We start from the raw sequence: 20,761 nt of genomic DNA on the forward strand, positions 1-20,761 counted from the left end.
ACGAAAGGGGCGACTGTCACGAAAGGGGCGACTGGGGAACGCGGGCGCGGGGCCGGACCAGCTCTCCGCTGTGGTCCAAGGCGTGTGCGGTGACCCCGGTGATACGGGCCAGCACCTTGCCGTGACCGGTCACGGCGGTCAGGTCCCCGGTGGCGAAGTCGCAGTGCAGCCGGATGGCCGGGTGCTCCGCGCTGAGCAGGCAATCGTTGCCCGGCCCGCCGAGCTCGACCTCGTCGAGACCGGCCATCGGGCCGACCAGTGGCGGGTGGTCGCCGCGCGGTGGCAGCAGCAACAGGTGCACCATCGCGTCCAGCAGGATCGCCGGTACGGTCATCCCCGCCAGGGCCGGAGCCCAGGCGGCGTGGTCCAGACCGAACCTGGCGCTGTTCCCGTCCGGCCCACGGGCGTAATCGCTGGTCCCGGCGAACGGGCCGGTGAGCGAGATCGGCGGGTCGGGGGAGTAGACCGGCATCGCGAACTCGGGTTCGGGGTCGTGGGACGAGAAGTCGGGTGGTCCGGCGAGCACGGGATAGCGATCCGCCAGCACGACCGTCGTCTCGCACAGCAGGTCGTTGAAGCGCAGGACCTTGCCGTTCTTGCCGATCCGGTGCGCCGTCATCCGGACGGCCACCTCGGCGCCGTCCCGCTTCCGGCTGGTGACCCGGGCCTCCACCGCGACGGTGCGCCGCGGTCCGGCGAGCCTGACCGTGATCGACGTCCGGCAGACGAGACCGCGGAACCCGGTGACCACGAGGTCGGGGCAGAGGGTCGCGGCCGCGGCGGCCGCGGCTTCCAGGGTGAACGTGCCGGCCAGTGTGTACTCACCGTTGACGCGGTGGTGACGCATCCACCGCCCGTCCCGCTCGGCCAGGGTGTGCGGATCCCAGGTCTTGGTGAAGACGGCCCAGCTCTTGCCGCGGTGCAGGACACCGTCGAGCAGCGGACTGGTCAGCGACGGATCCGGCACGGCGGGCGGCGGCGCGTCCGGAGCGGGGATCCGCGGCTCGCCGGAGGAACCGTAGGTGCTGGTCCCGCCCGGGCCGTAGGTGCTGATCCCACGCCGGGCCAGCAGGACGCGTTCGTCGTCCCGGATGAAGAACGCCACCCCGGCGGCCGGTGGCCGGGTCACGGCGGAGAGGAACTGCGCGCATCCCTGCTCGGTGCTGATGTAGGCGTCCATCTGGTTGCGCTTGAGGGTCTCCCGCATGGTGACGCTGCTGGCGACGCCGACCTCCCGCCAGCCGCTCCAGAGGATCGCCAACTCCCGGTGACCGTCCGGTCCGTGCCGCTGGGCCCAGGCGCTCGCGTACGCGAGGTACTCGTTGACGGCGCAGTAGTCGATGTCACCGGGCGCGGGCGCGAGCGTCGCCAGGGTGCTGAAGTTGCACCAGATCCGGGGCGGACGCCCGGCCAGGGCCCGTTTGAGGTTGCGGTAGCCGGTCGCCTTGGTGGCCCGGACCGCCCGGAAATCGGTCAGCGTCTTGGCGTGCAGCGCACGCGACCGCAGGTCGAGGACGGTGTTGATGAGCAGGTCGATCTGTCCGTGCCGGTCGACGACCTCGTCGAGGACGGCGGTGGTGGCCTCGGCGTCGAGGATGTCGCACACGCGGTGGTGGACACGGTCCTGGCCGCACAGTTCGGTCAGCCGCCGCACGGTACGGCGTACCTCCAGGCGCGCCTGGGCCTTCTCGTAGGCGGCGCGCAGCTCGCCCACCGACGCGCCGGGGCGGCTGCGGTGTTCCGCGGCGATGAACTCGGCCTGCGGCGGCAGCGCGTCGTCGCCTTCCGGCAGCGGGGTGCGGCCGATGACGTACACATGCGGCCGGTCGCTGGTGCGGGCGATCGCGTGGAGGAGCTCGGGGGTGATGCCCCGGGCGCCGCCGAAGGCGACCACGACCGCGCCGGGCGGCAGCGAGGCGGCTTCCGCCGGGGGCGGTGGAGCGTGGTCGTCGGCGACGGCCAGGGTGAACCAGTCGCCCCCGCGGCAGGCCAGTGTGTGGGTCGGCACCTGGGCGGCGCCCGCCCGCGCCAGCTGGTCCAGGGCGGTCGCGGCGTCCGGCGCGTCGCTGAGCAGGGTCGCTCCGCCGCACTGCGGGACCTCGGCCCGGACGGAGCGGACGAGGCCGGTGAACAGCCCGCTCAGCGGGGGTGGCAGATCGTCCGGCACCGCGCCGAGCAGGAGCGCGCCGAGCGAACCGCCGGTGCGCAGCGCGGGCAGCGCCGCCTGGAGGGTGGTGAACGTGAGGTCCTGAAGGTCCTCCATCCGGGTGGCCTCGGCGTCGTCGCTCCCGTCGTCCTGGACCGGCAGCCGGGACAGGACCCGGATATGGCGCGGGATGAACGGCAATTCGGCCAGGGCGCCGGGCGCCTCATCGGGCGGGACGTGGGTGGCGGTTCCGAGGCCCGGCCGCGGTGCCCAGACGGCGATGTCCGGGCCGGTGGCGGCCGCGGCGAGATCCGGGGCGTCGGTGATGACGATGGTGCCCGGCGGGATCGACCGCGCGGCCGAGCCGTTCCGCGGCGGGGCCGTCGGGACGAATCGGAGGGTCTGGCGGCGGCCGGTGAAGTCCTCGGCGTGTTCCGGACCGGCCGCGTCGGGCGCGGTAGGTTCCGGCTCGGTGTGTGCGGCAGAGTCCGGCTCGGTGTGTGCGGCAGAGTCCGGCTCGGCGTGTGCGGCAGAGTCCGGTTCGGCGCGCGTGGTCCGGTCCGGTCCGGTGTGTGCGGCACCCCCCGGCCGGGTGAACCGGATCAGTGGTGATCCGGGGGCGGCGGGCGTCACGACGGTGTCCGCACCGGTGGAGACGGCCTTGAGGACCGCCAGCAGGGCGTCCAGCGACAGATAGGTGTGTCCGGCGTCGGCCAGTACGGGAAGGGCGTGCCCGGGCGTGGCCGGGCGTCGCGGATCGGTGGCCTCGACCGCGGTGGAGAGCGAACCCAGGACGGGCAGGTCGTGTTCCAGCGCGGTGGAGAGCCGGGTGACCGCCAGGACGGCGGCACCTTCCGCGATGGACCGGCCCTCCGGCACCAGTTCGTCGAGGTGGCGGTCCCAGCCGCTGATGGGCCGCTGGCACACCGCGCCGACGAGGGCGAGGTCGCAGGCGCGGTGCCGGAGTTGGCGCAGCGCCAGGTCGAGGGCGGTGTGCGCGGAGTCCCGGTGGGCGTAGACGCTGGTGCCCATACCCCGGAAGTCGTAGTAGTTGGCGGCCCGGCCCGACAGGATGCAGGAGACCGCCCCGGTGAAGTCGTCCTCGTTCAGATCGCCGGGGATCACCCCCTTGGCCTCCGCCATCCCCTTCGCGAGGTACTCCTTGAGCGTCTGCGCCCGCACCCGGTCGGGCAGGATGTCGAACGTGGTGGCGCACTCGCCGGCGTGCACCCGCAGCGCGGCCCGGGTGTTGTGCGTGGTCGGCAGCGTCGCTCCCACGACCACCGCCGTGGTGGGCCGAAGGCTGACGCCCGGCTCACCGAGCCGGTCCAGCAGCGGGCCGAGGGCCTGGAGCATCATCAGGTGGGCGGGGTCCATATGCCGCATGGTCAGCGGCGGGATGCGCACCTCACGCGGGGACGGCAGAGGGTACGGCACACCGAAGCCGGCGTCCGGGAGCGGGCCGTCACCACTCAGCCAGGCGGGGACCTGGGCGGTGTCCAGGCCGGGCAGATGGGTGTTCCAGCCCACGACGACCAGTTGCTCCGTGTCCGCGCGAGCCTCACCGCCCCGCCGCCGCGCGGGGGCGGCCGTCGGCACCCGGTCGGACAGGACCACATGCGCGTCCGCCCCTCCGAGGCCGAACGACGACACCCCGACCACACGCGGCCGTGTGTCCTCCACCGGCCAGGGCGCGTCCCTGACCGGTACGGTCAGCCGCGTGCCGTCCTCCAGCAGCGGGTGCGGATCGGTGACCACGGGCTGACCGGGGACCGCCCCGCGTTCGAGCGCGACCAGCGCGTGCGCGACCGAGACCAGGCCCGCCAGCACACCGGTGTGCCCGAAGACCTGCTTGTTCGAGGTCAGCAGGCAGGCCCGCTTCCGCGGCCCCAACCGGGAGAGCAGCGAGCGCAGTTCGATCTCGTCGCCCACCGGTGTGCCGGTGCCGTGTGCCACCACCCAGTCCACGTCGTCGGCCTCGATGCCCGCGTCGGCCCAGGCCCGGGCGATGGCCAGCTCCTGACCGCGCGTGGCCGGAGCGTGAATGCCCTTTCCCCGGCCGTCGGCGGCGAGACCGGTGCCCCGGATGACACCGAGCACCCGGTCGCCGTCCGCCACGGCCCGTGCGTACGACTTCAGGGTGAGCATGATGGAGCCCTCACCGATGAGGGTTCCGTCGGCCGCCTTGTCGAAGGGGCGTATCCTGCCGCTCATCGCGATGCCCTGGGCCCGGCAGAAGAGGGTGAACCCGATCGGCTCGATCACCGAGGTGCCACCGGCCAGCGCCACATCGCAGGAACCCTCGCGCAGCGCCTTGACCGCCGCGTCCAGCGCGAACAGTCCGCTGGCACAGGCCGCGTCGAGGGTCAGGTGCTGCGAGTCGTCGGGGATCAGTCCGCGCAGCGCGTCGCGGGAGACGGACGCGGGCAGGTAGGCCTTCGGGTCCCCGCCGTCGCCACCGTAGTACGCGCTGATCGCGTGGTCGGCCAGCTCGGCCAGCCAGTCACCGTCCTGGTCGGCGGGGATCGCCTCGCGCACCATGCGCCGGTACTCGTCCCCCAGCACGACACCCTGCGGGCCGAGCCCCGTCTGGTCGTGGATACCGGTGGTCGTGGCGAGCCACCGGTCCGTCGGGCGCCGGTGCACCCCGGCCAGGGCCTGTACGGCGCAGTGCCGCAGCCAGCGAGTGGTACGCGGCCATCCGGGGCGGCCGACGTTCCCGTCCGGTTCGGCGATCGATGCGGGGTCGGGGACGAAGCCGTGGACGTACGCGGCCTCGCGAACGTAGAAGGCGTCGGTTTCCTCCCGGGTGGGCGCCCAGAAGTGCTTCAGGTCGAAGGCGGACGGTTCGCTGGAGATCAGGGCGCCCTCCCGTAACCGGTCCCAGAACTCCGCCGTGTTGTTCGCGCCGGGCAGGACCAGACCGAGGCCGACCACGGCGACGGCTTCGGGGTCCGTCTCGGGTGGTTGGTCGGGTGCTGGGGCCGGTGCCGGGTCGGGCGCCGGGTCTGGCGCTTGGTCCTGTGCCGGTGCCGCCACCGGTGCCGGTTCCGGTGCCTGTGCCTGTGCCTGTGCCTGTGCAGGGCGGGCAGCCTCCGGTTGGCGCCTGGCGGGCCTGCTCACCTGGTCCGCCAGCCTGCTGTGCAGCCGCAGGCCCTGCATCCCGCCGATGCTGATGCCGCCGTCGGCGACGATGGTCTGCCCGGTGATGAAGCCGGCGTCCTCGTGCAGGAGGTGGACGATCAACTTGGCCGCCTCCGGTGTCGAGAGGGTACGGCTCATCAGCTCGCTGGCCTCGGCCGGGCCACCTGGCGTCGCCGCCGGGGCGTCCAGGTTGACGACGATTTCGCTCGCGACGGAGCCCAGCAGCACCGTGTTGACCCGGATGCCCTGGCCGACCAGCTCGAGCGCCAGATAGCGGACCAGCGACTCCAGGGCCGCCTTGGTGACACCGCCGGGGCCGTAACCCTGAACCGGCTGGTGCGCCCCGACGCTGGAGAGACAGAGGATGCTCGCGCCGTCCCGTCCCGCCATCAGCTCGGCCGCCCGGCGCGAACAGTGGTAGGCCGCCATCACATTGGTGGACCACGCCCGCTGCCAGTACGTGTCATCGATGTCGAACAGCGGCAGGAAGGCCCCGCCCGCGGCGTTGTTGATCAGAATGTCCAGGCCGCCGTGGCGCTCCTGGACCAGGTCGAACATCCGGTCGATCTCGCTGGTCTTGGCCACTGAGGCACGGATGAACTCGCAGCTGTGACCGGCCTGCTCCAGCTCCGCCCGCAGCCGCTCCGCCTGTTCGACCGAGTGGAAGTAGTTGACGATCACGTGGGCCCCGCTCCCCGCCAAGCGGCGCACGATGTCCGCGCCGAGGCTCTTCGCGGCCCCCGTCACCAGGGCGACCCGACCCCGCAGGTTCTCTGTGGAGGTCATCGTCCGGCAGCCCCCGATCGGGCCTGCACGACGGCCTCCGCGATCCGGCGCAGCGTGCCGACGGTCAGGAGGGAGGAATTCGCCCGCAGAGCGGGCAGCTCGTACCGGTCGGACACCATCCCGAGCAGGGCGACCTGCTTGAGCGACTCCACACCCAGCTCGGCCTCCAGGCCGTCGTCCTCACCGAGCAGATCGGGCGGGTAGCCCAGGAAGTCGCCGTAGAGCGTCCGCAACTCCGCCAGCACCGTTTCGTAGTCCAACCCGGCAGAGGACGGCGAGGCGACGGGGGCGACCGCGACCGGGGCGACCGGGGTAGCCGGAGTCGGAGCCGGAGCCGGAGCCGCGGGGGCCGGGGAGGGGACGGGGGCCACATAGGACACAGGGGCCGCAGGTGATGCGGACACGGCGGACACGGCGGCCCGGACCGGCGGCGGATCGGTGACGGGAAGTGTCGCCACCGGTCCGGCCGGCGTGGGCTCACTCACCCGTACGACGGGACCATGACCGTTGCTCGACGGTGCCGACGAGCGCGAGCGGAACGGGCCACCGCCGGTGGAATCGGCGACCAGCGCCCGGACGGCCCCGACCGGGTCGCGCTCGCTCAGCGGAACGACACACTGCACCCCAGGGATCGACGCCTCGACGAACTTGGTGACGACGGGCCACTCCCCGCACTCGACGAAGGCATCGGCGCCGGCCGCGTGCAGCTCACGGATGGTGTGCAGCATCCGGACCCGGGAGGTGAGCGCACCGGCGACCAGGTCGACCGGGTCGTCGTCGCCGACGTCCCGCCCCAGCCATGGGGAGCACACCCGCCAGTGCCCGGCACCGTACGGAACCCGTGGCGCCGATTCCCGCAGGTCGCGCGCGGCCTGCGCCATGGCCGGAGTGTGGGTCGGATGCGGGACGTCGAGTTGGAGACTTGGCCAGCCGAGCGCGTCGGCCACCCGCTCCACATGCTCGATCAACGCTTCGGGGCCGCTGATGACGCTCTGCCGAGGGGCGTTCTCGCAGGCCAGTACCAGGTGCGGATGGTTGATCAGCTCGGCGAGCGACTCCGCCCGGCGGCCGTCCACTCCGACCGCGAGCATCTTTCCGCCCCAGCTCCGCCGGGTCAGTACCTGGGACCGGGCCACGGCCAGCCGCGCGGCGTCCTCCACGGACAGATGCCCCGCGGCGGCCAGGGCCCACAGCTCCCCGATGCTCTGCCCGACGATCGCGATGGGCTTGGCACCCTCGGCGATCAGCATATGGTGCGTTGCGATGCTGACCGCGAAGATCTCCAGATATTGCACGTCGGGGCCGCGCCGGTCGCTCGTCTCGTTCTGTTCGACAAGCCGGGCACTGATGTTGGGCAGCCCCATTTCCTGGGCGGCCTTGTCGATTCGGGACAGCGCTTCACGTACGGCCTCGTAACGGTTGTGTAAGTCGCACAGAATGCCTCCGCGCGGGGCGGCAACCGTTCCCGGCATGACAAAGACAGAATCCACCACGTGCATCACCCTCATCTCCCGTCCCGACTGCCGGCGATGTTGCATTGGCTTAGCCGGGGCCCTGAAACGCCACGACGGCGCGATGAAATCGACGACATACGTCCGCTTGCTGCGGTATATCGGAGCGGCGAGCCCAGCGAAATTCGACCCTGGCCACCCATCGTTGGTGGCCATTCCCGCAAATGCGTGACCCTGAAGAGGGTTTTCCTTGCTGATCGGGTTCGCTAATTAAGGTAACTGTGCTCCTTTCGGGGGGTCAACGATCTTAGGGTTTCAGTTTCGGCCTAAACTGCCTGTGTTCATGACTAGTGAATTACGTGATGCCAGGGGGCGATTGCGGTCTTGTCGCTCGACAAGGCCTCGTGTTAGCGGCCCCCGGCTGATTATGGCGCTAATGTCCGCAGTGTCCGTTCTGATTTAACATGATGCGGGTGTTTGAACGTGATACGTCCGGGATTTCGGCCATCTTTCGGAGAATCAATGTGGCCGAGACCGAGTGCTTGCGTACACCAATCAGTTTTTTAGCTGTTAGTGCTCCAGCTGGATTTCTTCATTTGTGCTGGTCAACGGCTTGGGTGCGGGAAGCGCGGCCCGTGTGGAGCCCCGGGGCCGGCTGCGGGCGAAAATGATGTCGCCGGAGGGCCTCGGCCGGTCGAGGATGGGCCGGTCTGCTGCCTCAGTCGCCCGACACCAGGATGGAGAACTCCCCGTGATCCTCACCGATCTCTACCCCGCCGACCGTCTGGAGCGTGCCCGGGAGGCCGCTGCCGACGCGGGGCTGGGCGCGCTGCTGATCAGTCCCGGCGCCGATCTGCGCTATCTGACGGGTTATCACGCTCTTCCCCTGGAGCGGCTCACCTGTCTTGTGCTCCCCGTGGCCGGCGAACCCTTCCTCCTGGTGCCCGAGTTGGAGCGGCCCGCCGCGCTCGCGTCCCCGGCCGGGAACCTCGGGATCGAGATCACCGGATGGGCCGAGACCGAGGACCCGTATGCCCTCGTCGCGGCCAGGCTGCCCGCCGGTATGGGGCGGGTCGGGGTGGACAACCATATGTGGGCCGAGAAGGTGGTCGCCTTCCGTGCCGCGCTGCCCGACACCGACCAGGCACTCGCCGGCGAGGTGCTCGGCCGGCTGCGGATCCGCAAGAGCGAGGCCGAGGCCGAGGCGCTGCGCCGGGCGGGGGCGGCCATTGACCGGGTGCACGCCCGCATGGGTGAGTGGCTGCGCGCCGGGCGCACCGAACGCGAGGTCGGCCGGGACATCGCGGAGGCCATCGTGACCGAGGGCCATGTGCGGGTCGACTTCGTCATCGTCGGCTCCGGGCCCCACAGCGCCAGTCCCCACCATGAGCTGTCGGACCGGGTGATCCTGCCCGGTGACCCCGTGGTGGTCGACATCGGGGGGACCACCGAAGACGGCTACTGCTCCGACTCCACCCGCGATTACGTCGTCGGCGAGCCGCCTGCGGAGTACCGACGGCTGTACGAGGTGCTGTTGACCGCCCAGCGTGCCCAGACCGACGCGGTGCGGCCCGGTATCACCGCCGAGCAGCTGGACGCGATCGGCCGGGATGTCATCACCGACGCGGGCTTCGGGCCGCACTTCATCCACCGCACCGGTCACGGCATCGGGCTGGAGACGCATGAGGAGCCCTACATCGTGGCGGGCTCGGCCCTGCCGCTGGAGCCCGGCATGGCCTTCTCCGTCGAGCCGGGCATCTATCTTCCCGACCGGTTCGGAGCCCGCATCGAGGACATCGTCATCTGTACCGATGACGGTGGGGAGCGGCTCAACCGCACCAGCCGTGAACTGGTCGTACTGCCCTGACCGCCCTGACCGCCCTGACCGCCCTGACCGCCCTGACCGCCCTGACCGCCCTGACCTTCCCCGGGCCGGGTCCGCTCCCGCCGCGGCCGATCAAGTACCGCCGGGTGCCGAGTCGTTGACAAAGTCGATGAGCGGTAGAAATCTGTCAAAGCATCGCTGCAAAAGATAGACGAAATCACTCAACTCTTGCACTGCGGCTGGCTCGGCACCAGCGCGGCACCGTCTGGGCCTGCTCAGGGGAAGGATCGAGAAGGCCTCATGAGAAGAAGACATCACGGTCGGCGGTTATCCGCCGGGCTTGTGACGGCAGGTCTGCTCACGGTCGGGCTGCTGCCCGTGACAGCCCAGGCCGCAGCGGGAGCCCAGGCCGCAGAGGGAGCCAATCTGGCGCTGGGCAGGCCGGTGACGGCCAGTGGGGCACACGGCTCCTACCCGGCGAGCAATGTCACCGACGGCAGCCAGGCCTCCTACTGGGAGGGTCCCGCGGGCTCGTTCCCCCAGTGGGTGCAGGTCGACCTCGGGACCAAGGCGGACATCGACGAGGTGGCACTGAAGCTCCCCGCGTCGTGGGAGTCCCGCACCGAGACGGTGAGAGTCCTGGCCGGCCCGGACGGCCAGGACTTCACCACCGTGGTTCCGGACGTGCGCAAGGACTTCTCGCCGTCGTCCGGCAACACGGTGGCGCTCGACGTCGCGGCCGAGGCGCGGTACGTGCGCGTACAGGTGACCGGCAACACGGGCTGGAACGCCGCCCAGCTCTCCGAGGTGGAGGTGCGCGGGGAGGCCGGCGGAAACCCGCCCACGGGCACCAACCTGGCCCTGCGCAAGCCGATCGAGGCGTCGTCGACCACCCAGGACTACGTCGCGAGCCACGCCAACGACGGCAGCACCTCCACATACTGGGAGGCGAGCGGCCAGTCCTCGACGCTGACCGCGAAGCTCGGCGCCGACGCCGATCTGACCGGCGTCGTCGTCAAGCTGAACCCCGATCCCGTCTGGTCCACCCGGTCGCAGAGCATCCAGGTGCTGGGACGGGCGGCCGGAGAGTCCGGTTTCACCTCGCTGAAGGACCGGGCCGACTACACCTTCAGCCCGTCGCAGAACAAGAACACGGTGACCATCCCGGTCACGGGACGGTACGCGGACGTACGGCTGCACTTCTCCGGCAACACCGGCGCCGGCGGAGGACAGGTCGCCGAGTTCGAGGTCGTCGGCACGGCCGCACCCGCGCCCGACCTGACCGTCACCGAACTCGCCTGGTCGCCCGAGTCGCCCTCCGAGGCGGACGCGGTCACCGTCGAGGCGACGGTCCGCAACGCCGGGACGGCCGCCGCGCCCGCGACCACGGTGAACGTCAGCCTCGAGGGCACGGCCGCCGGCAGCGGCGCCGTCGGCGCGCTCGCGCCGGGCGCGTCACAGAAGGTGCCGGTCAAGGTCGGTAAGCGGCCCATGGGCAGCTACACCGTCTCCGCCGTCGTCGACCCGGCCGACACGGTCCCTGAGCTCGACAACACCAACAACAGCCGCAACGCAGCCTCGAAGCTGGTCATCGGCCAGGCCCCCGGACCGGACCTGGAGGTCACCGGCATCACCACCAACCCCGCCGGCCCGGCCGTCGGCGCCAAGGTCACCTTCACCGTCGCGGTGCACAACAGGGGGACGAGCGCGGTGCCCGCCGGATCGGTCACCCGGCTCACCGTCGGCGGGACCACGCTGAACGGCACGGCGGGCACCATCCCGGCCGGTGGCACGGCCACCGTGGCCATCGGCGGCGACTGGACCGCCACCAGCGGGGGAGCGACGCTCACCGCGACGGCCGACGCCACCGACACCGTCGCCGAGACCAACGAGGACAACAACACCTTCACCCGCTCCCTCGTCGTCGGACGCGGCGCCGCCGTGCCGTACACCGAGTACGAGGCGGAGGACGGCCGGTACGACGGCACCCTGCTGACGACGGACGCCAAGCGCACCTTCGGGCACACCAACTTCGCCACCGAGTCCTCGGGGCGCGAATCGGTCCGGCTCGACACCAGCGGTCAGTACGTGGAGTTCACCTCCACCACGCCGTCCAACTCGATCGTCGTCCGCAACTCGATCCCGGACGCGGCGGGCGGTGGCGGCAGGGAGGCGACCATCAGCCTCTACGCGGACGGCACCTTCGTCCGCAAACTCACCCTGTCCTCCAAGCACAGCTGGCTCTACGGCACCACCGACGACCCGGAGGGCCTGACCAACCGGCCCGGCGGCGACGCCCGGCGGCTGTTCGACGAGTCCCACGCCCTGCTCACCGACACCTACCCGCCGGGTACGAAGTTCCGGCTCCAGCGGGATTCCGGTGACGACGCGGCCTTCTACATCATCGACCTGGTCGATCTGGAGCAGGTCGCGGCACCCGCCGCCAAGCCCGCCGAGTGCGTCTCCATCACCGACTACGGGGCCGTGCCCGACGACGGCATCGACGACGCGGACGCCATCCAGCGCGCCGTCACCGCGGACCAGGAGGGCGCGATCCCCTGCGTATGGATCCCCGCGGGCCAGTGGCGCCAGGAGAAGAAGATCCTGACCGACGACCCGCAGAACCAGGGCCAGTACAACCAGATGGGTATCCGGGACGTCACCATCCGCGGTGCCGGGATGTGGCACTCCCAGCTCTACTCGCTCATCCCGCCCCAGGAAGCGGGTGGCATCAACCACCCTCACGAGGGCAACTTCGGCTTCGACATCGACGACAACACCAAGATCTCCGACATCGCCATCTTCGGCTCCGGCACCATCCGCGGCGGCGACGGCGGTGCCGAGGGCGGTGTCGGGCTCAACGGCCGCTTCGGCAAGAACACCAAGATCACCAATGTGTGGATCGAGCACGCCAACGTCGGCGCCTGGGTCGGCCGCGACTACTCCAACATCCCCGCGCTGTGGGGGCCCGGTAACGGCCTCGAGCTCAGCGGCGTACGGATCCGCAACACCTACGCCGACGGCGTCAACTTCACCAACGGCACCCGCAACTCGACCGTGTACAACTCCTCGTTCCGCAACACCGGTGACGACTCACTCGCCGTCTGGGCCAACAAGTATGTGAAGGACACCTCGACGGACATCGGCCACGACAACCACTTCCGCAACAACACCGTCCAACTGCCCTGGCGGGCCAACGGCATCGCGGTCTACGGCGGCTACGGCAACACGATCGAGAACAACCTGATCTCCGACACCATGAACTACCCGGGGATCATGCTGGCCACCGACCACGACCCGCTGCCCTTCTCGGGCGAGACGCTCATCGCCAACAACGGCCTGTACCGCACGGGCGGCGCGTTCTGGGGCGAGGCGCAGGAGTTCGGCGCGATCACCCTGTTCGCCCAGGGGCAGGACATCCCGGGGGTCACGATCCGCGACACCGACATCCACGACTCCACCTACGACGGCATCCAGTTCAAGACGGGCGGCGGCGCGATGCCCGGCGTCCGGATCGGACACGTCACCATCGACAAGTCCAACAACGGGTCCGGGATCCTCGCGATGGGCGGGGCGCGCGGCGACGCCACGCTGACGAACGTGAGGATCACCAACTCGACTCAGGGCGATGTGGTGAAGGAGCCCGGCTCGCAGTTCGTGATCAACGGCTCCGCGAACCGGTCCTCCGCATCGCGCGATTGAGCGCCGCGCCCGGGACGTCCGACCGCTGCCCCGGAAGGCGCGATGCCTTCCGGGGCAGCGGGCGGCTCTACACCGCGCCGTCGATGAAGGCGGCGCGGATGCCGTCGACGTCGGAGCCGAGCAGGCCCAGCGTCGTCGCGCACTATCGCATTTAATCGAGAACGCGTACTATCGCGTTTTGGTCCATCGTGGCCGTCCAACTGCCCCCGCATCCACCCGATTTCTCCGAGGAGCACTCCCGTGCCCACACTGCTGGATCCGGTCCTGGACCTGCTGATGCTCCGCGGCACCGTCACCGAGGCCGAGCCGATCGCCGCCCGTATGCGCCGGCTGCGTATCGAGGGCGACGCCCTCGCCGGGCTCGATGTCCGTCCCGGGCAGCAGGTGCGCGTCCTGGTCGGCTCCGGGCTGACCCGTCGTACGTACTCCGTGTGGCGCTACGACCCCTCCGGCGCCGTCGAGTTGTGCGTGCTGGACCACGCGGGAGCGGGGCCGGGGGCGCGCTGGGGCGGCGGCGTCGAGGTCGGTGAGCGGGTGCGGCTGGGCAAGCCCGAGGGGTCGTTCACGCTGCGGCCCGAGGCCGCCCATCATGTCTTCGTCGGGGAGGAGACGGCGTCCGTCGCCTTCGGCGCGATGCTGGCCGCACTGCCGCCCGGGGCGCGCGTCTCCGGGTGTGTGGAGACGGATACGGCCGCGGACCGGCTGCCGCTGGCCCACTCCGACCGCCTCAACTGGCTTACCAGGGGCGGCACTTCACTCCCGGACGCGGTGCGGCGCCTTGCCCCGGAGCCGGGCGGGATCGCCTACGTCGCCGGGGAGGCCCGGACCGTGCAGCGGGTGCGGCAGGTGCTCGTCCGGGAGGCGGGCTGGGACCGGCGCGCGGTGCTCACCAAGCCGTTCTGGACGCCGGGGAAGCGGGGGCTGGAGTAGGAGTCGGCTCTGGACGGTTCGCCGTGGCCGCGCCCATCGTCTCCTAGCTTGCTAGGATGCTAGCATCGCACTCGTGGGTGACAGGGAAGTCAAGCAGTTCAACGTGTACCTGCCGATCGAGCTGATCAAGCAGGTCAAGTACCACGCCATCGAGTCGGGCATGTCGTTGTCGGCGCTGGTCGCCGACGCACTGCGCGCCTACCTCGACGACGCCCATGGGGACGAACAGCAATCGATCGAGGAGGAGAGCTGACATGGCGACCGAAGGAATCGAGGCCGTGTTCCTGACGACCCACAACTGGGGCACGTCGGCGAGGTTCTTCCAGGCGCTCGGGTACGAGCTGGAGTTCGCGACCGACCACAACTCCGGTCAGCTCCGCAACGGTGACGGGCCGTACGTCTTCATCTCCGAGGTCCCCGAGGACCGGGAGCCCCAGACACGGATCGTGCTGAAGGTGGCGGACGCGGACGGGTTCCGTCCCGACCCCGCCGTCGAGGTGGTCACGCCGTTCGAGGACACCCATTACGGGACCAGGGAGATGACCGTCCGCGACCCCGACGGGCGCCTGTGGAGCCTCCAGGCCCCCGCCAAGAGCTGACCTCGGCGCAACTCGACGAAAGGGGAACACCGTGATGGACGAGCAGACCGGGGCGCCGGACAGCACCGCGGTGCGGACCGCCCTCTGGCGGGCGATGCACGTCCAGGTCGACCCGCCACCGCATGTGTTCGAGGACGAGATCGGCCTGCGGCTGGCGGCCCCCGACGCCGACTGGCGCCGCCGCCCCGACATGGACCCGGACACCACCAGAGGGTTCCGGGCGGCCATGGTGGCCCGCGCCCGTTTCATCGAGGACCTGATCGATGAGCGGGCCGACCACGGCGTCACCCAGTACGTCATCCTGGGAGCCGGTCTGGACACCTTCGCCCAGCGCAGGCCGGAGGCCGGCTCCCGGGTACGGGTCTTCGAGGTCGACCAGCCCGGCCCGCAGGCATGGAAGCGCCATCGCCTGGACGAACTCGGCTATGGCGTCCCCGACTGGCTGCGCCTGGTGCCGGTCGACTTCGAGGCGAGCGAAGACTGGCTGAAGCAGCTGGCCGCGGACGGTTTCGAGACCGGCAGACCCTCGGTCATCGTCTCCACCGGTGTCAGCATGTACCTCACGGAAGACGCCATCGCGGCCACCCTGCGCCAGATCGCCGGGCTCGCACCCGGCTCGACGCTCGCCATGACCTTCCTGCTGCCGGTCGAACTTCTCGACGCCGCCGACCGCCCCGGCTTCCGGGCGAGCATGGAAGGCGCGCGGGCATCCGGAACGCCGTTCATCAGCCTCTACAAACCGCCCGAGATGCTGGAACTGGCCCGCGAAGCCGGTTTCACGGACGTCCGGCATGTGTCGGGAGCCTCGCTCGCCGAGCGCTACTTCGCCGATCGCACCGACGGCCTCCGCCCGTCGAGCGGAGAAGACCTGCTGCTGGCCACCACCTGACGCGCACGGCCGGATCAGCGCCCTCCATGGCGATCCGGGCTTAGGCGATCCGGGCTTTAGGAGACACGCAATGCCCGGCGCCAGTAGTCGGTGACGGTGTGGCGCAGCCGTGCGGTGTCGACGGTGCGGGGGTCGAGGAGGTGTTGCAGGCCGATCCCGCGCAGCTGTCCGAGGACCGCGATGGCGACGTCGTCGGGGTCGATGTCCGTGCGTACGTCGCCGTCGGCGATCCCGGCGGCGACATCGGTGCGCAGATCGGAGCGGAATGCCTCGTCGCGCTCGCGGAAGATCGGGGCCAGTTCGGACGCGGTGGCCGCTTCGGCCCACAGCAGCAGGAAGGCCCGGTTCATCGTTCCGGCGCTTCCGGAGGCGCCGATATAGCCGTCGACGAGCCGCAGGAGCCGGTCCAGCCCGGGTGGGAGGTCAGCGAGCCCGGGGACGAAGCCGGCCTGGGTCGCGCGGGCCAGTCGCTCGATCAGGGCCTGCTTGGACCCGAAGTGATGGGTGACGATCCCGCGGCTGTACCCTGCCTGTTCGCCGACCCGTGCCAGCGTCAGCGACCGCACACCGTGCTCGACGACCAGTTCGGCGGCGGCGTTGAGCAGCGCGGCCTCGGCCTGGGCGCGGCGCTCCTGCTGGGTACGGCGAGGGGTGACCATGCGGATATCCTAACAAGGTAACTTGTGTGTCGGCCGACAAGTATGCGGTGATCACGGCGGTCCTCTGCGATGATCCTGAGCCGTCCATGGGCAGCGGGCGCGATGAGTTCGGGCGGCGGATCGGGTCTGCCCTGACATGACTCGAATCATCGCTGACATCTCGGTCTCCCTCGACGGCTTCGTCACCGGGCCCGACCCCGGCCCGGACAGCGCCCTGGGCGCCGGTGGCGAGGCCCTGCACACCTGGGCGTTCTCCGACGACCCCGACGACCGCCGGGTCCTGCGCGAGGGGACCGTCCGCTCGGGCGCCGTCGTCCTCGGCCGCCGGCTCTTCGACGTGGTCGACGCGCCGGGCGGCTGGGACGACTCGATCGGCTACGGCGCCGGCGAGGTCGGCAAGCCCGCGTTCGTCGTGGTGACGAGCGCGCCGCCGGAGTCGGTGCGCCTCACCGACCTCGACTGGACGTTCGTCACCACCGGTCTGCCCGACGCCGTGGCCGTCGCGCGCGAGCGCGCCGAGGCGGCGTCGTCGGACAGCGGCAAGGACCTCGACGTCGTCCTCATGGGCGGCGGCGCCACGGTCGGCTCGGCGATCGGGGCCGGGCTGGTCGACGTCCTGTCGCTGCACCTCGCGCCCGTCCTGCTGGGCGCCGGAACGCCGCTGTTCACCGGCGGAGCGCCGCGCACACTGGTCCAGCGGAGCGTGACCCCGACAACGACCGCGACCCATCTGACCTACGACCTCCTCTGACGGCGTCCGGCGTCGTCGCGGAGCCACCACTCAGGTTGTTTCGCGTTTGGTGTGGAGGACTTCGCGGGCCTGTTCGGCGGCGCGGGTGATGCTCTCGCTGATGAAGTCGAGGAAGCGGGCGATGTTCTCCAGGCGGGCGGCCGCGGGGGTGTGGGGGCCGAGGGCGGCGATGCCTTGGCGTGCGGTTTCGACGAGCTGGTCGTTGGACCGGGCGCTGGCGATCGTCGCCTGGTGGAAGAGCTCGTCGTCGACGACGTAGCGGTCGCGGCGGCGCTCGTCGCGCTCCCGGCGGACGAGGCTCTGGCTCTCCAGGAAGGCGATCGCCTTGGAGACGGACGCCGGGCTGACCTGGAGGCGCTGCGAGAGCTGGGACGCGGTGAGGCTGCCGGCGTCGGTGGTGAACAGGCAGGTCAGCACCCGGGCCGTCACCTTGGGCAGGCCCGAGGCCATGAGGACGGTGGTGAGCGTCTCCTCGTACTCGGCCACGGCCTCGGCGTCGCCGCGAGCGTCCGCCTCACCGTGCTCGACGGTGACGTCGAGGTCGGCAGGCTGGGCGGCCCCGCGGAGATCAGCGCCGCGCGGGGTGACATCCGGATCGCCGAGGCGGTGCGCGGCAGGGTCGTGCTCCGCACCCAGTCCGGCGACATCTCGGTCGGCGCCGCGGCCGGCGTCTCGGCCACCCTGGACGCCGACACCGGCTACGGCCGCATCAGCAACGCCCTCAAGAACGACGGCACCGCCGAACTCGACATCCGTGCCACCACCTCCCGAGGCGACATCACCGCCCGCAGCCATTGACATGTTCACGGGCCATCCTTAGGGTCCTGGCCATCCTGTCCGTATTTGGGAACTGCGTTCTCATCCATGAACAGAAGAGGTCATCGGATGGCACGAACCAGAACCGCGTTACTCAGTGTTCTCGCCCTGCTGGCCGGTCTGCTGAGCCTTCAGCTCGGCGGACCGGCCCCGCGGGCGACGGCCGCGCCGGCCGCCTTCACCCATCCCGGGGTGCTGGTGAGCCGGGCCCAACTCGACTACGCCCGCTCGAAGGTGCAGGCCGGTCAGCAGCCCTGGAAGGCCGCTTACGACAACATGATGGGCAGCTCCTACGCCTCGCTGTCGCGCACCCCCCAACCGCGCGCCGTCGTGGAGTGCGGCTCGTCGTCCAACCCCAACCACGGGTGCACCGAGGAGCGCCAGGACGCCATCGCGGCCTACACCGACGCGCTCGCCTGGTACTTCACCCGGGACAGCAAGTACGCCAAGAAGTCGATCGAGATCATGGACGCCTGGTCCGCCACGATCACCGATCACACCAACAGCAACGCCCCGCTCCAGTCCGGCTGGTCCGGCGCCACCTGGCCGCGCGCCGCCGAGATCATCAAGTACACCTACGACGGCGGCTGGCCGGGCGCCGGCCGCTTCGCCACCATGCTGCGGAACGTGTACCTCCCCGAGGTGAGCAACGGCTCGGCCACCACCAAGAACGGCAACTGGGAACTGGTGATGACCGAGGCGGCCATCGGCATCGCGGTCTTCCTCGACGACCGCTCCGCCTACGACAAGGCGGTCAGTACCTACCTCGACCGCGTCCCGGCGTACATATACCTGACCAGCGACGGCGATCTGCCCAAGCCGCCCGCGGACAGCAGCATCGACACCAAGGCCGAGATCATCAAGTACTGGCAGGGCCAGAGCACCTTCGCCGACGGTCTCGCCCAGGAGACCTGCCGCGACTTCGGGCACACCGGCTGGGGCATCGCCTCCATCGCCGACATCGCGGAGACCAGCCGCATCCAGGGCCAGGACCTCTACCCGAAGATCCAGGACCGGCTGCGCTACGCACTGGGCTTCCACACCGCCTACGAGAACGGCACCGCCGTGCCGTCCTGGCTGTGCGGCGGATCCGTCAAGAAGGGCCTGGACCAGGTCACCGAGGTCGGCTTCAACGCCCTCCACAACCGCCTCGGCATCAGCATGTCCAACGCCCAGAAGTACACCGAGGCCCACCGCCCGTCCGGCACCGACAACTACTTCAACGCCTGGACGACCCTCACCCACGCGGACAACCCGTCCTGACCGACCGGTGCCCCGGCCCCCCCGCTACCGCCGGGGGGCCGGGGTGCGGGAGCGGTAGACGACGTAGGGCCTGGTGAGGTAGCCGACGGGGGCGGTGAAGGTGTGGACGAGGCGGCTGAAGGGCCGGAGGGCGCCGGATGGCGGTGACCGCGTCCCGCTGGTTGCCGGTGGGTCTGTAGGAGTTTGGGGGCGAAGCAGAGCTGGACGGCGATCAGCCGGGCAGGGGCGGGGGTGACCCCTCCTCGGACCCGATCAGTGAGCGGGCCACCGCGAGCGCCGCCCTGTGGCGTTCCGCCTGTCGGCCGCCCAGTTCGCGTCCGCGTGCCACGGCCATGATCACGGCGGACAGGGCCAGCCGTGCGCGCATCGTGCCCTCGGGCCCTTCGCCGGTGGCCAGTGCGCGGGTCAGGTCGTCCAGCCGCTGCTGGAGTGTGCGGGCGGCGGCCAGGCCGCGCAGGGCGTGCTCGTTGAGCTGGGCGCAGACCAGCGAGGCGCCGTGCTCGCCGCGGACCAGGGCGTCGAACCGCTCGATGGCTCGCATGCGGGTCGCGGCGGAAGGCGGGTGGGCGCGTGCGGACTCGATGATGACGTCGAGCGCCGGGAGCAGTTCTTCGTAGGAGCTGGTGAGCAGTTCCTCCTTGTTGGCGAAGTGGTGCAGGACGGCCTGCCTGGTGACCCCCGCCTCCTTGGCGACCTGGGTCAACGAGGTCAGCTCATAGCCCTGTTCGGTGAACAGTTCCAGCGCGATGGCCCGTACGCGTCGACGCGTGTCGGTGCGCCTCCGGTCGGCTTGCTCTCCCATGAAAACTGCCTTACTGGTAAGTCAGGTATTCTGCCCGCATGAACGGCACAGAGAGCAACGTACCCGCCGGTGGCAGCGGAGTGCCCCCGGCGATTCCCGACGAAGGGCTTGCGGGTCGGCGCGCGCTGGTCACCGGCGGAAGCCGCGGGCTCGGCGCGGCGATCGTGCGGCGACTCGCCGCGGCGGGCGCGACCGTGTTCGCGGCGGCCAGAACGGCACCGCCCGAGGGTTCACTGCCGGCGCGGTTCTTCACCGCGGACCTCGCGGACCCCGACGGAGCACGACAGCTGGCGGAGCGGGTGCGCGACGCCGCGGGCGGGGTGGACATCCTCATCGACAACGCGGGAGCCGGCAGCGCCCCGGCGGACACGCTGACCCGGTCGCAGGAAACCTGGCGGTCGGAACCTCGAGGTCAATTTGCTGTCCGCGGTCCGGCTGGACCAGGAACTGGTCCCGGGCATGGTGGAGCGCGGCTCGGGGGTCGTGGTGCATGTCTCGTCCATCGCGAGCCACCTGCCACAGCCGGGCCAGGCCGCCTACGCGGCGGCCAAGGCCGCCATGAACAGCTACAGCCGCTCGCTCGCGGCCGAGGTCGGCCCGGCCGGGGTGCGGGTGGTGTGCGTCCTGCCGGGCTTCATCGCCACCCCGGGGGCGATCGCGCACCATCAGAAGATCGCCGACAGCCAGGGGGTTCCGCTGGAGGAGGCGCAGCGCGATCTCGCGGCGCGGCTGAACGTGCCGATGAACCGCCCCGGAACCCCCGAGGACGCCGCCGAGTTGGTCGCGTTCCTGGCGTCGGAGCGGGCGCGCTGGCTCACCGGATCCCAGTTCCGCGTCGACGGAGGCATCCTCGCTCAGGTGTGACGCCCGGCCCCGTCACGCGGGCGGACGCGTGGGGCCGTCCTCGACCGGAGTGCGCACGACGTTCGAGTGTTCGTCTGGACGAGGCTCGAGCGGAGGGTGCGCCAACGGGCCCTGGCGACCTACCCCGGTCGTAT

At 70.8% G+C, this 20,761-nt stretch carries 12 protein-coding genes and 4 pseudogenes; 10 read left to right on the top strand and 6 right to left on the bottom strand.

Annotation, left to right across the window (positions count from 1 at the left end; genetic code table 11):
- Positions 1-16 precede the first annotated feature (16 nt).
- Together KHP12_RS42100 and KHP12_RS42105 are read right to left on the bottom strand one after the other, a co-directional pair.
- Positions 17-6,076 carry an SDR family oxidoreductase gene (locus tag KHP12_RS42100; RefSeq protein ID WP_211834419.1) on the bottom strand — a complete coding sequence of 2,020 codons (6,060 nt, stop codon included), beginning with the start codon at positions 6,074-6,076 and terminating at the stop codon, positions 17-19.
- Positions 6,073-7,548, bottom strand: coding sequence for an acyltransferase domain-containing protein (locus tag KHP12_RS42105; RefSeq protein ID WP_211834421.1), 1,476 nt, complete (start codon positions 7,546-7,548; stop codon positions 6,073-6,075). Before KHP12_RS42105 ends, KHP12_RS42100 begins: the two co-directional genes overlap by 4 nt.
- Positions 7,549-8,227: 679 nt before the next feature.
- Here KHP12_RS42105 and KHP12_RS42110 point away from each other — a divergent pair.
- The 6 genes from KHP12_RS42110 (at position 8,228) to KHP12_RS42135 (ending at position 15,472) form a co-directional block, all read left to right on the top strand.
- On the top strand, positions 8,228-9,394 hold the full coding sequence (locus KHP12_RS42110) for a M24 family metallopeptidase (protein ID WP_246649269.1): 1,167 nt from the start codon (positions 8,228-8,230) through the stop codon (positions 9,392-9,394).
- A 258-nt stretch (positions 9,395-9,652) separates the two neighbouring features.
- Positions 9,653-13,054, top strand: a complete 3,402-nt coding sequence (locus KHP12_RS42115) for a CARDB domain-containing protein (RefSeq protein ID WP_086881148.1) — start codon at positions 9,653-9,655, stop codon at positions 13,052-13,054.
- Positions 13,055-13,294: 240 nt separating this feature from the next.
- On the top strand, positions 13,295-13,984 hold the full coding sequence (locus tag KHP12_RS42120) for a siderophore-interacting protein (RefSeq protein ID WP_086881147.1): 690 nt from the start codon (positions 13,295-13,297) through the stop codon (positions 13,982-13,984).
- A 73-nt stretch (positions 13,985-14,057) separates the two neighbouring features.
- Positions 14,058-14,237: a ribbon-helix-helix protein, CopG family gene (locus KHP12_RS42125; protein ID WP_086881146.1), complete on the top strand. Its 180-nt coding sequence runs from the start codon at positions 14,058-14,060 to the stop codon at positions 14,235-14,237.
- 1 nt (position 14,238) lies between these two features.
- Entirely contained in the window at positions 14,239-14,583 is a 345-nt protein-coding gene (locus KHP12_RS42130) for a VOC family protein (RefSeq protein ID WP_086881145.1), read from the top strand.
- 34 nt (positions 14,584-14,617) lie between these two features.
- Positions 14,618-15,472 carry a class I SAM-dependent methyltransferase gene (locus tag KHP12_RS42135; protein WP_211834422.1) on the top strand — a complete coding sequence of 285 codons (855 nt, stop codon included), beginning with the start codon at positions 14,618-14,620 and terminating at the stop codon, positions 15,470-15,472.
- A 56-nt stretch (positions 15,473-15,528) separates the two neighbouring features.
- Here KHP12_RS42135 and KHP12_RS42140 read toward each other — a convergent pair whose 3' ends face one another.
- Positions 15,529-16,131: a TetR/AcrR family transcriptional regulator gene (locus KHP12_RS42140; protein ID WP_086881143.1), complete on the bottom strand. Its 603-nt coding sequence runs from the start codon at positions 16,129-16,131 to the stop codon at positions 15,529-15,531.
- 136 nt (positions 16,132-16,267) lie between these two features.
- Between KHP12_RS42140 and KHP12_RS42145 the strand changes: the two genes are divergently transcribed.
- Positions 16,268-16,882, top strand: coding sequence for a dihydrofolate reductase family protein (locus tag KHP12_RS42145; RefSeq protein WP_086881142.1), 615 nt, complete (start codon positions 16,268-16,270; stop codon positions 16,880-16,882).
- Positions 16,883-16,912: 30 nt separating this feature from the next.
- Here KHP12_RS42145 and KHP12_RS42150 read toward each other — a convergent pair.
- Positions 16,913-17,380: pseudogene (locus KHP12_RS42150) on the bottom strand (MarR family transcriptional regulator); the annotation flags it as partial.
- On the opposite strand from KHP12_RS42150, the pseudogene KHP12_RS42155 reads away from it, so the two are divergent.
- Positions 17,381-17,680: pseudogene (locus KHP12_RS42155) on the top strand (DUF4097 family beta strand repeat-containing protein); the annotation flags it as partial.
- A gap of 87 nt (positions 17,681-17,767) precedes the next feature.
- On the top strand, positions 17,768-18,961 hold the full coding sequence (locus KHP12_RS42160; RefSeq protein WP_086881141.1) for an alginate lyase family protein: 1,194 nt from the start codon (positions 17,768-17,770) through the stop codon (positions 18,959-18,961).
- 24 nt (positions 18,962-18,985) lie between these two features.
- On the opposite strand, the pseudogene KHP12_RS42165 reads toward KHP12_RS42160, so the two are convergent.
- Together KHP12_RS42165 and KHP12_RS52595 are read right to left on the bottom strand one after the other, a co-directional pair.
- A pseudogene (locus KHP12_RS42165) lies at positions 18,986-19,093 on the bottom strand (respiratory nitrate reductase subunit gamma); the annotation flags it as partial.
- A 79-nt stretch (positions 19,094-19,172) separates the two neighbouring features.
- The gene (locus KHP12_RS52595; RefSeq protein WP_086884586.1) at positions 19,173-19,763 is read right to left on the bottom strand and encodes a TetR/AcrR family transcriptional regulator; all 591 of its coding nucleotides are present in this window, start codon (positions 19,761-19,763) and stop codon (positions 19,173-19,175) included.
- A gap of 38 nt (positions 19,764-19,801) precedes the next feature.
- On the opposite strand from KHP12_RS52595, the pseudogene KHP12_RS42175 reads away from it, so the two are divergent.
- Positions 19,802-20,627 (top strand): annotated as a pseudogene (locus KHP12_RS42175) (oxidoreductase).
- Positions 20,628-20,761: the final 134 nt, after the last annotated feature.

Origin of the sequence: Streptomyces asiaticus (assembly GCF_018138715.1) — a bacterium.
Lineage (GTDB): Bacteria > Actinomycetota > Actinomycetes > Streptomycetales > Streptomycetaceae > Streptomyces > Streptomyces asiaticus.

Bases quoted from the DNA above. Each gene is read 5' to 3' on its own strand.
- KHP12_RS42100 (WP_211834419.1), bottom strand. From the start codon at position 6,076: ATGACCTCCACAGAGAACCTGCGGGGTCGGGTCGCCCTGGTGACGGGG.
- KHP12_RS42105 (WP_211834421.1), bottom strand. From the start codon at position 7,548: ATGCCGGGAACGGTTGCCGCCCCGCGCGGAGGCATTCTGTGCGACTTA.
- KHP12_RS42110 (WP_246649269.1), top strand. From the start codon at position 8,228: ATGGGCCGGTCTGCTGCCTCAGTCGCCCGACACCAGGATGGAGAACTC.
- KHP12_RS42115 (WP_086881148.1), top strand. From the start codon at position 9,653: ATGAGAAGAAGACATCACGGTCGGCGGTTATCCGCCGGGCTTGTGACG.
- KHP12_RS42130 (WP_086881145.1), top strand. From the start codon at position 14,239: ATGGCGACCGAAGGAATCGAGGCCGTGTTCCTGACGACCCACAACTGG.
- KHP12_RS42135 (WP_211834422.1), top strand. From the start codon at position 14,618: ATGGACGAGCAGACCGGGGCGCCGGACAGCACCGCGGTGCGGACCGCC.
- KHP12_RS42140 (WP_086881143.1), bottom strand. From the start codon at position 16,131: ATGGTCACCCCTCGCCGTACCCAGCAGGAGCGCCGCGCCCAGGCCGAG.
- KHP12_RS42145 (WP_086881142.1), top strand. From the start codon at position 16,268: ATGACTCGAATCATCGCTGACATCTCGGTCTCCCTCGACGGCTTCGTC.
- KHP12_RS42160 (WP_086881141.1), top strand. From the start codon at position 17,768: ATGGCACGAACCAGAACCGCGTTACTCAGTGTTCTCGCCCTGCTGGCC.
- KHP12_RS52595 (WP_086884586.1), bottom strand. From the start codon at position 19,763: ATGGGAGAGCAAGCCGACCGGAGGCGCACCGACACGCGTCGACGCGTA.